The organism is Photorhabdus akhurstii (assembly GCF_019090985.1).
Lineage (GTDB): Bacteria > Pseudomonadota > Gammaproteobacteria > Enterobacterales > Enterobacteriaceae > Photorhabdus > Photorhabdus akhurstii.
In genome coordinates this window covers 2,161,424-2,177,839 of the sequence record NZ_CP020335.1, presented here as the reverse complement: position 1 = coordinate 2,177,839, position 16,416 = coordinate 2,161,424, and the positions used below count along the sequence as shown (strand labels likewise).

Here is a 16,416-nt window from a genome sequence, read left to right as displayed (position 1 = left end):
ATTAATTATGAAACAACATCAAGGAACCTATTACCCCCTGACCGCAGCACAGCAGGAAATTTGGCTAGCTGAACAATTAAATGTAAGCGCAGGAATTTATAATACGGGTTGTTATATTGATATTTCAGGCGCTATCGATATTGAGACACTTAACACGGCATTGTCCCAGTTGATAGATGAAGCTGAATGTTTACGGGTGATAGTTGTGCAACACCCACAAGGGCCACAGCAACAGATCGTTACCCATCTGCAATGGAGCTGCCCACTTATTGATCTATCTAACCATGTGGATGCGTTAACAGAAGCTGAAATCTGGATGAAAGCTGAATTGGTGCGGCCGATGGAGTTAACACAGGGGCCGTTGTTTGGCTTTGCGCTGCTAAAAATCAGTGATGAACACCACTTTTTGTTTATTCGTGTCCATCATCTGGCTAGTGATGCCTTTGGCACTACGTTGCTAATTCAACGGCTTGCTGAACTGTACACCCAGAAATTTACTGGCGCTGATGAGCTGGAAAATCCTTTCGGTCCCCTTAGCGATCTGTTGGCTTTTGATGAAGAATACCGCCGCTCGGAAAATTTTCAACATGACCGTCAATGGTGGTCACAGTATATGGCAGGCCGGAGTGAGCCACAGAGCCTTGCCGTAGGGGCAAAGCCCGGTCAGTTCGCCGACTTAGGTTCGTTTAGTTGCACCCAGTGTGAAATCCCGGCAAAGGTCAACGACATTCTGCATACTCTGAGTGAAGAGAGCGGAAGCAGTATGGCACAAATTATTATTGCTATCGTTGCTTCCTGGATTTCTCGTATGACCGATAAGCAGGATATTACTTTAGGTATGCCAGTAACCGCGCGTTCAGGGCGTGCGTTACGTAGTATTCCAGGTATGATATCTAATGTATTACCTCTGCGTCTGACAATAGATCCTGCTCATTCCATAGGCGACATTAGTAAACAGGTCAGCCAAGAAATCCGCCAGTTACTCAAACACCAGCAGTATCGTTCTGAAGATATCTATCGTGATTTACAGCGAAATGGTTCTGCCCCCCGCTTGTTTGCGCAGAATATTAATGTGATGCTGTTTAACAGCAATGTAAGCTTTGCGGGTAACTTTGGGCGTACCAAAAATTTGTCCAGTGGGCCGGTAGAAGACCTCTCTGTGACCATTTATTATCATGACGAAGGCGGCAATTTGCAGTTTACGCTCGATACCAATGATAACCTCTACACTCCCCACGATATTAACCTTCAAAAATCTCTTTTTCAGCATTTCATCACTGAATTGCTGGCAGATATATCACGCCCCATTGGTGAACTGACATTGCCAGATTGGCACCTAGGAGAGAGCCTATTACCTGTACGGCGCACAGAATCAAATAATGAGGAAACACTGACCTCACGCTTTGAACAACAAGCAATTGCAATGCCGAATAATGTGGCGCTGACTTATCAACAGGAGAATGTGAACTATACGGTATTGAACCAACGTGCTAACCAACTGGCACGCTATCTGGTATCCCGACAAATAGGCCCGGAACAGCGTGTTATGGTCTGCTTACCACGTTCTATTGAGATGATGGTGACACTACTGGCTATCATCAAGGCGGGTGCTGCTTACGTGCCAGTGGAGGCGGATTATCCGCAAAGTCGTCTTGATTTTATGATTGACGATGCTAAACCCGCTTGTGTGATCACCACCCATGAAATTGCGCAACGTCTGGCAACCCATACCCCCATATTATTACTGGATGATACCGAGTTGATCGCCCATCTGGAAATGCAGAGTGTTGCTGATCTGTCTGATAAAGAGCGCTTGCAACCGCTGATTTCAGCGCATCCCGCTTATATCATTTACACCTCTGGCTCCACCGGTGTGCCCAAGGGCGTGGTAGTGACTCATCACAATGTGATGCGTTTGCTACAAAGTACTCAACGCTGGTTTAATTTCTCTGAAACTGATTGTTGGACAATGTTTCACTCTTATGCTTTCGATTTTGCTGTCTGGGAGTGTTGGGGAGCATTGTTGAATGGCGGAAGACTGGTAATTGTTCCCTGGGAAGTTAGTCGTTCACCTACAGATTTTTTGCAGCTTTTGGTTAGCGAAAAAGTGACGGTGTTAAACCAAACGCCCTCAGCATTTCAGGCGCTGATCCATGCTGATCGCGAAGCCCCTAAGCTTGGGCGGAGTTTGGCGCTGCGCATGGTAATTTTTGGCGGAGAAGCGCTGAATGCCCATATCCTGGGGGAGTGGTATCAAAGACACGCTGATAACGCACCTCAATTGATCAACATGTATGGTATTACTGAAACCACTGTACATGTGACCTATTTCCCTCTTTCACGTGAAGTCATTGCTCAGCCTGCTTCAAGCCTTATTGGTGAACCTATTGATGATCTCAGTATCTATATTCTTGATGAGACTCAGTGTCCGGTTCCGGTAGGTTTTGTGGGTGAGATATATGTGGGCGGCGCAGGAGTAGCGCGTGGTTATCTGAATCGTCCTGAACTTACTGCTGAACGCTTCATTGCTGATCCTTTTGCCGGCACAGATGCGCGTATGTATCGCACGGGTGACCTGGCAAGATTGCGTCGGGATGGGGTATTGGACTTCCTTGGCCGCACTGACGATCAGGTTAAAATCCGCGGCTTCCGTATTGAATTGGGCGAAGTGGCGGCAGCGCTAAATGCACACCCTGATATCGTGCAGTCCGAGGTCATTGTGCGTGAAGATGAAGGTCAACAGAAGCGATTGGTGGGTTATGTCATTGCTCATCAGGGTATTACCCTTGAACCACAGCTAATACGGTCCAGTCTAGCCACACGCTTGCCCGAAGCGATGATTCCAGCAGCAATAGTGCAACTTGATCACTTCCCGTTAACCATTAATGGAAAGTTAGATCGTAAAGCGTTGCCGAAACCCATGTGGAACAGTGCAGTAGTCAATGAAAATGAATCTTCCAGTCCACAAGAACTCGCGCTTTGTCGTCTGCTTGCCGAGTTGTTGGGATTAGAAAATATCTCTCCAAAGGACAATTTCTTTGAGCTTGGCGGCGAATCTTTGGTTGCAATGCGGGTAATAGCAAGAGTGCGTAGTGACTTCGGCGTTGAAATCACGTTGCGCGATCTATTTAACGCACCGAGGGTCAGCCAACTGGTGCAACGATTGAACGTTTTGCAGCAGGAAAATGAAGTCGTCAGCTAAGCCTAAATAACACGATTATGTCGGTAAATAAATAAAACAGAGGACAAAACATGATGAACCGAATAAATGAATTAACCGCAGAACTTCTTATCTCAATGAATCAGTATGACCTTAAACGACTGGATAATATTTTTTCCGAAGATATTTCACTTTATTATCCGGGTATTCCTCCAATGGTAGGTAAAAAGATGTCGCTTATTTTTCTCAAGAAACTGTTCTCAAATTTTGAATATTTACATTTTACGCAAACTGGTTTCATTGCTAGTAATAACCAAGCTTGCGTTATTTGGGAAAATGAAGGGCGTCGTAAAAATAGTGATATTTATAGCAATATGGGCGTGACATTAATCGAAATTATGGACGATAAAATAACTCTCCTCAGCGATTACTTTAAATTTGAAGTACCTCATTAAGTAGGATATCGCTGTAATAAAAACTTGGCGCTCTCTGGATGTTGTATTTGGTTTAGATATTATCGCTACGCTTTTATTTTATTAATCTGGCTTCCAAGGAGAAGGTGAAACGGCGGCTATAAGCTGTTTCACCTTTAGTAATAGTTGCTACATGTAATGACATGGATGGCAACAACCTGATTATCATATTTAGCAATTTGCCAATAAATTAACTTCTCCATAATACTGACAGGCGTTTCATTCAGCGCTGCCGACATAAAATCAGCCACAAATGGCAGATAAACGTCTTGCAAGAGTGCCATATTTCCTTGATATCTTCCTCAGTTGGTATAGAGAAGCTGATCGCTATTTCTGACATTATTCATTTCCAGAATTAACCCGCTTAACAACCATAAACAGTTGGCTTTCATATAAAATTTCCAATTTTCCCTCAAATTGATATTTATCCACCAGCATTTTTAATCTTCCGATAAATAACTCACCGTGGGCAGCTAAAGCACGTTGCACTTGAGTCGATGAACGACTCATCCCGATAAATGCTTCGCCGGGAATAGGCATACTCCAGCGGGTATTGAGTGTAATATGGAGGGCATTTTCATGCAGGAATGCAGTATTCAATTCCTGCGCATAATCAAAATTCCGATAATGACGGCTATAGTTAGGGCCTAATTCTTCCAGAAGATTTTCATACTCATTCAAAAATTCACTATGCCGGTAATCTCGGTTATTTTGCAGGATCGCTATGATGCCATTCTCTGCCAAACTGTTTCTGACAAGATTTAACACCGTTGCCCGATCCATCCATTGAAAAGATTGTGCTGCCATGATTAAGTCAGGATTACCCACATTGGCGAGATGCTGTTCAGCACTGCCATGTAACCAATTGACCCACGGCAGTTTCTGTTTACCGGTGTCGATCATATCCTGCGAAATATCAATGGCAGTGTAGTGGTGTTGCTGACCAAGCAGATTTGCCAGCCCTTCGAGAGCAATGCCAGTTCCGGCACCAATATCGACAACAGACAATGCCCTGTCTTTAGGCAGCCAATGGCAAATTTCACGGAAAAGTACCTGCGGGTAACGAGGGCGGTAGCGATCATAACCTTTAGCCAAACCATCAAATTTTTCTTTATGCTGTGTCATATTATCCTCTGCTCCTTCTCTATTGGTGATGGATTTTCTGGCAATTGATTAAATTAAGTGTAACGCTTGTGAGAAAAATGAGAGGTTACTCCAATACTTGTACAATCGGGAACTTCCACCATATAGATTAAGAAATATTGTAAGCTGTCAATGTTATGAATAGAGGTGAAGCTATTCTTATCATCAAACAAAAATTTGCCCCCGCTCAATCTAATCGATAATACGTTATTATTTATGATCCCATTAGCTGCAAGGATTACCCATCGGATGGCGAGCGAAAACTCCCGTGGCCTGAAAGGGGGAGCAAAATTGCGGGTACATCTGCGCACTTTTGGCAGCAAATATCGTTGGACACATAACCCACCGTCTGACGATGAAAGTCATTTGACCTCTTTATATCGTGGTCAACAATTTCCAGAAAATCTTTAATCCTGAGTGGCAGGTTTACCCCTGCCACGTTTATTCAGAAACCTAAGCTATCCAGTAGATCATCAACTTGAGCCTGATTAGCGATAACACCCACGCCATTTTGATTCACCTGCGGACCATTTAGCAAACTGTCTGTCTCTTTCTTGGTTTTTATCACTTGATCAGCCGGCATGTTTTCCATTAATACCATCACTAACTGTTTTTCTATTTCCTGAATAACATCCATCATCCGCTTAATAACCTGACCGGTAAGATCCTGAAAATCTTGCGCCATCATGATCTCTAGCAGTTGAGCGTTAGTGAATGCGGTATGTTCAGGTACCGTATTGAGGTAATTCCGGGTATCCATAACCAATGAACGTGCCACAGGCATCTCAACTGGGTTTTCAAACCACTCATCCCAACGTTTTTTCAGTGATATTGCCGATGACTCTAATTCATTCTGACGAGGTTGCGCCGCTTCAACGCAATTAAGCGCCCTTTCCGCCGCCTGCGCTGTCATCTGTACAACATAGTCCAAACGTTCTCTCGCATCAGGTATTGCCTCAGCCGCCTGAGCAATAGTTTTATCCAATCCCAACTCACGTAAACTATCACGCAACATGCGCGTAAGCTGGCCGATACGGCTGATAATTTCACTGGCGCTAATGGTCTCATCCCTTGGCATGACTGGATTTACTCTCATTATCTCTCCTTAGAGGCCCAGTTTTTCAAATATTTTGTTGAGCTTTTCTTCCAGAGTAGCTGCGGTAAAAGGTTTAACAACATAACCACTGGCCCCAGCTTGTGCGGCGGCAATGATGTTTTCTTTCTTCGCTTCTGCTGTCACCATCAAAACCGGTATCTTAGCCAATTGGGCATCTTCACGAATGACTTTTAGCAACTCTAAACCATCCATATTGGGCATATTCCAATCGGAAATAATAAAGTCAAAGTGAGATGAACGAATTTTAGCCAGGGCTTCTGCCCCATCTTGAGCCTCTTCTACATTATTAAAGCCCAACTCTTTTAAAAGGTTACGAACAATGCGACGCATGGTTGAAAAATCATCAACCACCAGAAATTTCAGATCCTTATTCGCCATAAAAACTCCTTGAAATTATTTACCAGTCAGCACAGAGCCGCTAAAAAAATTAAATTTATCCGACAACCGTTAAATACGGACAGCCTGCCCTAAGCTTATTTTTGCCAGCATTTTCTTACTTATTTTGTGTATGTCCATCACCTCATCCACCGCCCCCATCTGTATTGCCGCTCTCGGCATACCAAATACCACACAACTTGCCTCATCCTGCGCCAATGTGTACGCTCCTGCTTGTTTCATCTCCAGTAAACCTGCCGCGCCATCACTGCCCATGCCGGTCAGCAACACACCGACAGCATTTCTCCCGGCAAATTTAGCCACTGATCGAAATAACACATCTACAGACGGACGATGACGATTAACAGCCGGTGCATCGGTGATTAGAATCTGGTAATCAGCACCATTACGGCACAGTTCCATATGGCGATCACCCGGAGCAATGTAAGCGTGCCCCGGCAAAATCCGTTCACCATTTTCAGCCTCTTTTACGGTAATTTGGCTAAGTTTATTCAACCGTTCAGCAAAGGAACGAGTAAAACCAGGCGGCATATGTTGAGTAATAAGCAGTGCCGGGCTGGTGACAGGTAACGGTTGCAACAAATTCTTTATTGCTTCTGTTCCGCCAGTAGAAGCACCGACTGCTATCAGTTTTTCACTGGATAACAGAGGCTTAAAACTTAAAGGCACAGAATTTATCGGTGTAGCTATTGGCACAGATAATTTAGCCTGTGCTGCTGTCCGTATTTTCTCCGCAATAAGCTCACTGTAAGCCAACATGCCTTCACGAATACCCAATTGAGGTTTGGTTACAAAATCAACAGCACCAAGTTCCAATGCCCTTAATGTGATTTCAGAACCTTTGGCTGTCAGAGAAGAGATCATAACCACAGGCATTGGCCGTAAGCGCATTAATTTTTCCAGAAAATCAATACCATCCATGCGCGGCATTTCAACATCCAGCGTGAGTACTTGTGGATTATGCTTTTTAATGAGATCACGTGCTACCAGTGGATCTGGCGCACAAGCCACTACCTCCATATCCGGGTGACTATTGATGATCTCTCGCATGATTTGACGCATAAGCGCTGAATCATCGACACAAAGAACAGTTATTTTATTCATGACCTCTCCTTGCCCGGCCTACACCGTAAACGGTCTGTCCTTGCAAGTAGAATTCCCGGCTTATTTGAGTGACATTTTCAGAATGCCCTGCAAAGAGCAATCCATCAGGTTTTAACAAAGCAACAAAATGACGCAGTATCCGTTCCTGCGTCTTTTTATCAAAATAAATCATAACATTACGGCAAAAGATGGCATCAAACTTCTCTTCAAACGGCCAATGGGGATCTAACAGGTTTAGACGCTGGAATGTCACCATGTCAGCAAGTTGGGGCCGGACACGAGCATAACCTTCATAAGATCCAACGCCTTTAAAAAAGTAACGCTTTCTCTGTTGATCAGTCAGTTGACGCAATTCATCCAATCGATAAACCCCTTTGCGGGCTTTTTCCAGTACATGGGTATCAATATCACTGGCAATAATCTTTACCCGCTGAAAACGCTCTCCCAACACATCGCTTAACGTCATTGCTATCGAATAGGGTTCTTCTCCTGTCGATGCCGCCGCACTCCATACCCGGTACGATCCACTCTTCTTACTTGCATGTTTAGCTAACAGAGGAAAATGATGAGCTTCCCTGAAAAAAGCCGTCAGGTTAGTTGTCAACGCATTGATAAATTCTTGCCACTCCTCACTCTCACTATTGATGTCGTTTTCAAGAATGAACAAGTATTGCCCAAAATCACGTATTCCAAGGGTACGCAAACGCCGAATTAAACGGTTGTAAACCATCTCCCGTTTATGTGCGGCCAGCACAATACCCGCACGTTGATATATAAGCTGGCAGATGCGCTCAAAATGCGCATCTGACATGGTATAACGCTGAATCATGTGATTCAGTGGCGAAGGTGGCAAATTACTTGTCGCTGAAGCAATTAAATTTGATTTCATCTGGCCTCAACGAGTCTGACTGACTGCCCCTTCGCTATCCGCAGACCTCAGCGTCAGTGAAAGTTCATTTTCAAGCCTATTTTCTGAATTATCTGGTAACTCAAACTGTGCCACTATTTGCACCAAAATATCTGCCTGATCTTCAAGTGCCGCCGCTGCCGCGGCTGACTGTTCAACCAATGCAGCATTCTGCTGAGTAACCTGATCCATCTGGGTAACAGCTTGTGCTACCTGATGAATACCCCGACTTTGTTCATCCGATGCCGCAGCAATTTCAGCCATCAGATCCGTGACCTGGTTTACAGAAACGACCAATTCATTCATGGTTTTTCCTGCATGGCTAACTAATTCGGAGCCTTGGCTTACCCGTTGAACGGATTCACTAATTAATGTTTTAATCTCTTTCGCTGCTTCGGCACTTCGTTGAGCAAGATCCCTCACTTCACCAGCAACAACAGAGAAACCTCGACCTTGTTCCCCTGCCCGTGCGGCTTCTACCGCTGCATTCAGCGCCAGAATGTTGGTCTGAAATGCAATGCCATCAATAACGCTGATAATAGCGCTGATTTTCTGTGAGCTATTGGCAATTGCATCCATTGTTTCCACAACATCAACGGTCAGTTCGCCGCCTTTAGAGGCTGTTTTCGATGCAGATACCGCCAATTCACTGGCCTGGCGAGCATTTTCCGCATTCTGACGTACAGTTGCTGTCAGTTGTTCCATACTGGCGGCGGTTTCTTCCAGTGATGCAGCCTGCTCCTCAGTACGGGAAGAGAGATCAGTATTACCCTGAGTAATTTCCTGAATACCGCTATACATTAAGTTAGTATTCTCTTTTACCAAAGTAATGGAATTAACCAGTGAACGTTGCATTTCGCGTAATTTTAGGAACACTTCACCAATTTCATCTTGAGTGAAAACAGAAACTTCTTTATTGAGTTTCCCTTCCGCAACATTCTGAAAGTGACTACGCATATTGGCAAAAGGTCTGAGAAGATTCTTTTTTAACCACCAATGAGCCGCCCAAGCAACAACCAGTACCATTAAGATCGCACCTGCAAACATGGCAACTGAAATTCGGTAATAAAGACGTCCATCTTGAACGGCGGTTGTAATCTCCTCGCCGATATACTGCATATAATGATTGAAATCAGACTCAAGTTGCTGCTGATACTTTTCTGTCGGCTGGTTTAAGAAAGCATCATAATTACCACTTTCTAAAAACGCCGAGAGTTCTCTAAGCGCTCTGATATATTCCTTATAACTGGTTTCTACCGAGGCCAGTAATACACTACTGCCGTCTTCTTCATTTAATTTAGGCAGCGCAATAAACTCGGCAAAATGCATCTCAGCCCTATCCAAGGTCTCCTTAACATTAACGACCATACTCTCAACATGAGCTTCAGATTGTTGCAGCGTTTTCCCTACAGCGATTCGATTAAGTGTATTACGCGATTGTAGCAAAGCTGCCCAGCTCAATCCTAAGGTATCCCTCTTCTGTGTTCCCAGATCAATTCGTTCAATATAGGATTGATCTGCGTGAATGATTCCAAGTGATAAACCACTTGAGATTATCTGCATTACACAAAACATCATCAGTAACAGATATAAACTGGTTGATATACGAAGCCTGCCTAACATGTAATCACCTCTGTTAACGGCTGCATATGCAGCCGTGGTTATCGCTTAGTGTTTTAAAATGTTTCCCAATTAGCTTGCTCTTCCACATTGTTGACTTTCTTCAACACCGGTGGATTCGATTTAGCAGGAGGAGTCTTAGCCACAGGCAAATGCTCAGCTTTTGTTTCAGACTGAGGCTTCTCGTCAAGATTCGGTAATTGGAATAGAGAAACCAGTTTCTTCAATCCAGCCGCTTGATCTTCCAGCGCAGTCGCAGCCGCAGCGGATTGCTCAACTAAAGCCGCATTTTGCTGTGTGACACGATCCATTTCGGAGATAGCCAGACCAACCTGAGTTATTCCTCTGCTTTGTTCATCGGATGCAGATGCAATTTCACCCATAATGTCAGTGACGCGGGTTACTGAACTGACAATGTTATTCATTGTTTCACCGGCGCTCTCAACCAGAACTGAACCTGTATCCGCGCGGCTTACTGAATCTTCTATTAATGCTTTGATCTCTTTTGCCGCCTCAGCACTACGCTGTGCGAGATTTCGCACCTCTCCTGCCACAACAGCAAAACCTCGGCCATGTTCACCGGCACGTGCGGCTTCCACGGCGGCATTCAACGCCAAGATGTTAGTCTGGAACGCAATAGCATCAATAACACTGGTAATATCGGAAATCTTCTGAGAGCTGCCGGCAATTTCACGCATTGTCTGTACAACATTCGCCACCACTTTCCCACCCTGGCGGGCAACTTCTGAAGCACTATCAGCCAGGTTACTTGCCTGACGAGCATTTTCTGCGTTTTGACGCACAGTTGCGGTCAATTGCTCCATACTAGCGGCGGTTTCTTCCAAAGAAGCAACCTGTTCCTCAGTACGCGAGGAGAGATCATTATTTCCAGCGGCAATTTCACTGGTTCCGTTATAAATACTTTCGCTGCTCTGACGAACACTAGTAACAGTAGTGATAAATTCTTTTTGCATATGTTTCAGACCAATGGCTAACGTACTCATCTCATTTCTGCCTGAAACAGTAATATTTTGGGTCAAATCACCGGTAGAAAGCGCCTTGATGTTCTCCAGTAATTTATTTAGCGGATTGATCAAACTATGCTTGATGCTAACCCAACTGAAAATCATGGCTGAAACCAGAATCAGCATGATAATACCCAACATAATCATCGCATTTCTGTAGGAGATATTGGCATCAAAGACAACATCAGAATAGAGATGATCGTTTTGGGTCAAATAGAAGTTATATTCTTCCTCAAAAGCACTCTGATATTTACCCGTTGGCTGGTTGAAAAATTCTACCGCCCGATCATGTTCAATCAGAACAATGAGTTCATGTAATGCTGAAATATAAACATCGTAGGATTTTTTAAGGCGATTAAGGCTTTCTGATTCATGAATAGGCAATTTAGCGGTCTGTTCGTATTGCTCAAAACGCTGTTCCGCTATAGACAAGTTACTTCTGGCATCAGTCAGTAACTGTTCTAACGTGTAGTAATTATCGACACCCTCATCTTTTTTCATCATGTAGCGAATGCCAGCACGGTTCAAACTGTTACGGGCCTGCAACAAATTAACCCAAGTGTCACTTAAAAATGTCTGCTGTTCACGCATTTTATCCAGTATTTCTAGATTTTCTTTGTTACTTTTCAACTCATGGAAGAAAAGCCCTCCGGATATAAATTGCAGAGCACCAAATAATATGATGACCGCCATCAGCCCGGTCACTATTTTCATTCGGTTAAACATGTTTTCCCTTTTTACAATAGATCAGCATGGCTCTGTTATCGGCATCACCAAAGGAAACTTTACTGGTTGAATAAAAGAAATTTGAATATTTTTTCTAATCTGGACTTAACAGGAATATAGATAGAAAGTAACTGCCATCTGTCGACGATGGCAGTCACATTTTATGATTAGTTTTTTGCTACTGAATCTACCAACGCCATCTCTTCACTATTAAGCAGTTTCTCGATATCCACTAAAATCAGCATGCGATCATCAAGTGACCCCAATCCTGTTAGATATTCGGTAGATAATGTTACTGCAAATTCAGGCGCCGGACAGATTTGCTCAGCTTTGAGCGATAAAACATCCGAAACACCATCAACTACAATACCAACCACCCGGTTTAACAGATTCAAAACAATAACAACGGTATTGTCATTATAGGTAACTGTTTCCTGAGCAAATTTAATTCTCAGGTCAATAATAGGCACAATAACGCCACGTAGATTGGTTATTCCTTTAATGAAAGCCGGAGTATTCGCAATACGAGTAACCTGATCATAGCCCCGAATCTCCTGTACTTTCAGTATTTCGATACCATACTCTTCGTCACCTAGGGTAAAAACCAGATAGCCTTCCCCGGCAGTTTCTCCCGACAATTTATTAAATGCTTCTATGGACGACATGATCTTACCTTTTACTGTGAGATTGACGATTTTCTTTGGGGATGCTCCCCATTCAGTGCTTATTTTTTAGCTTTGCTGAGCGCCAATTGGTCATGATTGAGTTGCTGCAAGGCAGAAACATCAATAATCAACGCCACACTGCCATCTCCCATAATTGTGGCAGCAGAGATCCCGGGCACTTTGCGATAGTTACTTTCGATATTTTTCACAACCACCTGATGCTGACCAACTAATTGATCAACCAGTAAGGCATAACGACGGCCGGCACTTTGTACAATCACAACAATCCCTTGAGTCGGATCTGTTTTTGCCTCAGGAATATCAAAAACACGGTATAACTTAATCAGTGGCAAATATTCTCCTCTGACATGCAGTAATTTTTCATCACCAGCCAGTGGATAAATATCTTCTTCCTGCGGTTGAAGAGAACTGACTACCGCGCTCAATGGCAAAATAAACACTTCGTCATTCACTTTCACTGACATACCGTCAAGGATTGCCAGTGTCAGAGGCAACAAAATCCGCGTCACTGTCCCTTTACCGGCCTGGAAGTTAATCTGGATTTGACCACCCATTTCCTGAATATTTCGCTTAACCACGTCCATTCCTACACCGCGGCCAGATACATCTGTCACAACCTCAGCCGTGGAAAAACCAGGCGCGAAAATCAACATGGCAACTTCCTCGTTACTCATGTTTTCACTAACTGATAGCCCTTGTGATATCGCTTTAGCCAGAATCTTTTCGCGATTTAGCCCGGCGCCGTCATCCACGACTTCAATACAGATATTTCCTCCCTGATGTTCAGCAGAAAGTGTCAAGTTGCCTGTTTCAGGTTTACCCACAGCAAGCCGAGCTTCTGGTTCTTCAATACCATGATCCAGACTGTTACGGACTAAATGAGTCAGCGGATCAATAATCCGTTCGATTAAACTCTTATCCAACTCAGTGGAACTGCCAACCAAAGTGAGATCCACTTTTTTATTCAGCTTACTAGCCAGATCCCTGACTAAACGCGGGTAACGACTGAACACATATTCCATTGGCATCATGCGGATAGACATCACAGATTCTTGCAAGTCTCTGGAGTTTCTCTGTAACTGAACCATGCAATTTAGCAAATCACCATGTGAAGTCGGTTCAAGAGCGTTACAGTGCTGAGCCAACATAGATTGGGTAATGACCAGTTCACCAACCAGGTTTATCAGTTGATCAACCTTTTCAACCGCAACCCGAATACTGGAAGATTCTGCCCGTTGACGTGGCGATCCAGCCGGTGGTGTCGGCGCAGGACGCCCGACAGGCGGTGCTGAACCTTTTTCCGACGTAGTTGTTTTAACGACTTTAGCTGTATCCTGATTTTTAACTTTGTCTTTAGGTTCAGCTACCGGCAAAAAAGTGATCTGTTCCGGTTCAATAACAAAACAGAGTACTGCGGTGATATCGTCCTCTGTGGCTGATGTTACCAATGATGCTTCAACACTATCCCTAGTCTGTTCTGCATCATAAACCTCCCCCAGATTACTCAGCTCATCAAGCATCAAAGAAACTTCACGCTCTTTCAGACCAGAAAGGTGAACCCGAACTCTACCTTGCTGGTTTTCAGTCGCAGCAGGCTCCGATTTTAATTCCGGCTCAGATTCAGGCACCTCTGGCGTCACCGCATCTATGATAGACTCAGCCCCGCTTTCATTCTCTTCCTGTACTTCCAATGCAAGCTGGCGCAAAGTCTCACAGATGTAGGTAAACGCACTTTCATCCGGCTCCTGAGAACTTTTATAGGCATCCAACTGTTGCTGCATAATATCTTTCGCTTCTAAAAACAGGTTGATAATATCAGTCGTCAGACTCATTTCATCTCGTCTGGCGCTGTCCAGCAAATTTTCCAAAACATGCGTGGTTTGCTGTAGCTTGATAAAACCAAAAGTCGCAGCGCCACCTTTTATTGAGTGAGCACTACGAAAAATAGCATTCAATTGCTCCTGATCTGGTTCATCAGGATCGAGCTGCAATAGATGCTGCTCCATATCCTCCAGCAATTCGTCTGCTTCATCAAAAAAGGTCTGATAAAACGCGGTAATATCCATTGTTACTTTGTCACCTTAATCGGTATCACGATTAGGTTCAGCATTTGGTGATGCTGGCTGAACTGATACTGTGATTTCATTGGACTGTTGTGTTGGCCTGCTTTCAGCCGAATCCTTTCCAATCACCTCGTGAATTTCCTGACTATCATTAATAATCAAGGAATCGCTGCCGGTGTTTTGCTGTTCAATCCGCTCTTCCGCTTGTTTATTGAGCACTAAAATACTGATGCGACGGTTAACCGGCGCGCTGGCATCTTCTTGTTTCAGGCGAACTGTTGAAGCCATGCCAACCACCCGCAATATCTTTCCTTCATCCAGCCCACCTACCAACAGCTCTCTCCTTGACGCATTCGCCCGATCTGCGGAAAGTTCCCAGTTACTGTAACCACGTTCTCCATTGGCATATTTCAAGTCATCGGTATGACCGGATAGGCTGATTTTATTGGGAATATCGTTCAGAATTGGTGCAATAGCCCGTAAAATGTCACTCATGTAACTTTCAACTTTTGCACTACCAACCATAAACATTGGCCGGTTTTCCCGGTCAATAATCTGGATACGCAACCCCTCATCCATCATGTCAATCAACAGATGTGGACGTAATGCTTTAAGGCGAGGATCAGTAATGATCAATTGATCAAGTTGCTCACGCAGCCTATTTAATTTGCGAGCCTCATCATTAGCTTCAACGACTTCAACCTGACGCAGAATATCGCCTTCCTGATGAAGCACATCTTCCCCCCCTCCCGGAATAGGATTGGAGCTATCACTGCTACGCTCCCCTTTATTGATTGCAACTTGTAACGGAGTACGGAAATATTCTGCAATTCGGGTCAGTTCTTGCGGGCTGGAAATTGCCAGCAGCCACATAACCAGAAAAAATGCCATCATGGCGGTCATAAAGTCAGCATAAGCAATCTTCCATGAACCACCATGATGTTTGATGCCATTTCTTTTACGTCTTTTTACTCTAATGACAGAGACGTTACGCGCCTTCATGCTTGTTCTTCAGTTTCTTGCTGGACTGGTGCTTTTACCCGGCGAACATGTTCTTCCAACTCAGTGAAAGAAGGACGATCTGTGAGGTACAGTGTTTTACGGCCAAATTCAACAGCAATTTGCGGCGCATAACCATTCAGACTGGATAACAATGTCACTTTAATACATTGCATCATTTTAATGTGTTCACCGCTGCGTTGACGCAACAATGTCGCCAGCGGAGAGATAAAACCATATGCCAGCAAAATACCAAGGAATGTCCCAACCATTGCATGAGCAATCAGCACACCAAGCTCTCCTGCCGGGCGATCTGCCGAACCCAAAGCATTAACAACCCCCATAACAGCAGCGACAATACCAAAAGCAGGAAGAGAATCTCCAACCATCGTCAAACTGGTTGCCGGGATCTCACTTTCCTGTTCATAAGTTTCAATTTCTTCATCCATCAAAGCTTCAATTTCATGAGGATTCATATTGCCACTCACAATCAACCGCATGTAGTCAGTGATAAAATCCATCAAATGCTTATCCTTAAGCAAACGCGGATACTGGGTGAAAATATCACTTTGCTGAGGATGTTCGATATCTCGCTCTAATGCTAAGACACCATGCATACGGGATTTTGCTAGCAACCGGAAAAGCAGCGCCATCAGATCCATATACATCACTTTGTTATATTTAGATCTACGCATTACCTTTGGCAAAACCCGCAATGTTGCCTTAATCGCTTTTCCGTTGTTACCCACAATAAAAGCACCGATACCAGCACCAGTGATAATTAAAAATTCAGCGGGTTGATAAAGTGCGCCTAAATGACCACCTACAATCAGGTAACCACCGATTACCGCACCAAAAACTACGATATATCCTAAAAATACTAACACGCGATATCCTTTAGCTAGGTTGGTGAGCGGATGGGAAGTTGAACAGTCTGAATCCAGAATGGTTGCGGTTTCAATACAGGTTACAGGAGAAAATGTACTAATCTGTAACC

General features: G+C 44.1%; 15 protein-coding genes. 3 read left to right on the top strand and 12 right to left on the bottom strand.

Going from position 1 to position 16,416, the window contains the following annotated elements; translation table 11 throughout:
• The first annotated feature begins 7 nt into the window (after positions 1-7).
• Together B0X70_RS09505 and B0X70_RS09500 are read left to right on the top strand one after the other, a co-directional pair.
• Positions 8-3,202 carry a non-ribosomal peptide synthetase gene (locus B0X70_RS09505; RefSeq protein ID WP_217471376.1) on the top strand — a complete coding sequence of 1,065 codons (3,195 nt, stop codon included), beginning with the start codon at positions 8-10 and terminating at the stop codon, positions 3,200-3,202.
• 50 nt (positions 3,203-3,252) lie between these two features.
• Positions 3,253-3,615, top strand: coding sequence for a nuclear transport factor 2 family protein (locus B0X70_RS09500; protein ID WP_228999632.1), 363 nt, complete (start codon positions 3,253-3,255; stop codon positions 3,613-3,615).
• A gap of 134 nt (positions 3,616-3,749) precedes the next feature.
• On the opposite strand, the gene B0X70_RS09495 is transcribed toward B0X70_RS09500, so the two are convergent.
• Positions 3,750-3,917 (bottom strand): hypothetical protein, encoded by a 168-nt coding sequence (locus tag B0X70_RS09495; protein WP_217471375.1) that lies wholly within the window; start codon positions 3,915-3,917, stop codon positions 3,750-3,752.
• A gap of 55 nt (positions 3,918-3,972) precedes the next feature.
• Positions 3,973-4,758, bottom strand: a complete 786-nt coding sequence (locus B0X70_RS09490) for a class I SAM-dependent methyltransferase (RefSeq protein WP_217471374.1) — start codon at positions 4,756-4,758, stop codon at positions 3,973-3,975.
• Positions 4,759-5,025: 267 nt separating this feature from the next.
• On the opposite strand from B0X70_RS09490, the gene B0X70_RS09485 reads away from it, so the two are divergent.
• Positions 5,026-5,187 (top strand): hypothetical protein, encoded by a 162-nt coding sequence (locus tag B0X70_RS09485; RefSeq protein WP_165603293.1) that lies wholly within the window; start codon positions 5,026-5,028, stop codon positions 5,185-5,187.
• Between the two features lie 34 nt (positions 5,188-5,221).
• On the opposite strand, the gene cheZ is transcribed toward B0X70_RS09485, so the two are convergent.
• From cheZ to motA, 10 genes are all read right to left on the bottom strand, one after another.
• Positions 5,222-5,872 (bottom strand): protein phosphatase CheZ, encoded by a 651-nt coding sequence (cheZ, locus tag B0X70_RS09480; protein WP_036807333.1) that lies wholly within the window; start codon positions 5,870-5,872, stop codon positions 5,222-5,224.
• Positions 5,873-5,881: 9 nt separating this feature from the next.
• Entirely contained in the window at positions 5,882-6,271 is a 390-nt protein-coding gene (cheY, locus tag B0X70_RS09475; protein WP_036807331.1) for a chemotaxis response regulator CheY, read from the bottom strand.
• Between the two features lie 69 nt (positions 6,272-6,340).
• Positions 6,341-7,393, bottom strand: coding sequence for a protein-glutamate methylesterase/protein-glutamine glutaminase (locus B0X70_RS09470; protein WP_036807330.1), 1,053 nt, complete (start codon positions 7,391-7,393; stop codon positions 6,341-6,343).
• Positions 7,386-8,282 carry a protein-glutamate O-methyltransferase CheR gene (cheR, locus tag B0X70_RS09465; RefSeq protein ID WP_217471373.1) on the bottom strand — a complete coding sequence of 299 codons (897 nt, stop codon included), beginning with the start codon at positions 8,280-8,282 and terminating at the stop codon, positions 7,386-7,388. The genes B0X70_RS09470 and cheR overlap by 8 nt, the downstream gene beginning before the upstream one ends.
• Before the next feature lie 6 nt (positions 8,283-8,288).
• Positions 8,289-9,923 carry a methyl-accepting chemotaxis protein gene (locus B0X70_RS09460; RefSeq protein WP_217471372.1) on the bottom strand — a complete coding sequence of 545 codons (1,635 nt, stop codon included), beginning with the start codon at positions 9,921-9,923 and terminating at the stop codon, positions 8,289-8,291.
• A gap of 53 nt (positions 9,924-9,976) precedes the next feature.
• On the bottom strand, positions 9,977-11,671 hold the full coding sequence (locus B0X70_RS09455; RefSeq protein ID WP_217471371.1) for a methyl-accepting chemotaxis protein: 1,695 nt from the start codon (positions 11,669-11,671) through the stop codon (positions 9,977-9,979).
• 167 nt (positions 11,672-11,838) lie between these two features.
• Positions 11,839-12,336, bottom strand: a complete 498-nt coding sequence (cheW, locus tag B0X70_RS09450) for a chemotaxis protein CheW (RefSeq protein WP_036775781.1) — start codon at positions 12,334-12,336, stop codon at positions 11,839-11,841.
• A gap of 59 nt (positions 12,337-12,395) precedes the next feature.
• Positions 12,396-14,423, bottom strand: coding sequence for a chemotaxis protein CheA (cheA, locus tag B0X70_RS09445; RefSeq protein WP_036807318.1), 2,028 nt, complete (start codon positions 14,421-14,423; stop codon positions 12,396-12,398).
• A gap of 15 nt (positions 14,424-14,438) precedes the next feature.
• Positions 14,439-15,422 carry a flagellar motor protein MotB gene (motB, locus tag B0X70_RS09440; protein WP_036775783.1) on the bottom strand — a complete coding sequence of 328 codons (984 nt, stop codon included), beginning with the start codon at positions 15,420-15,422 and terminating at the stop codon, positions 14,439-14,441.
• Entirely contained in the window at positions 15,419-16,306 is an 888-nt protein-coding gene (motA, locus tag B0X70_RS09435; protein ID WP_036807312.1) for a flagellar motor stator protein MotA, read from the bottom strand. Before motA ends, motB begins: the two co-directional genes overlap by 4 nt.
• Between the last annotated feature and the right edge of the window lie 110 nt (positions 16,307-16,416).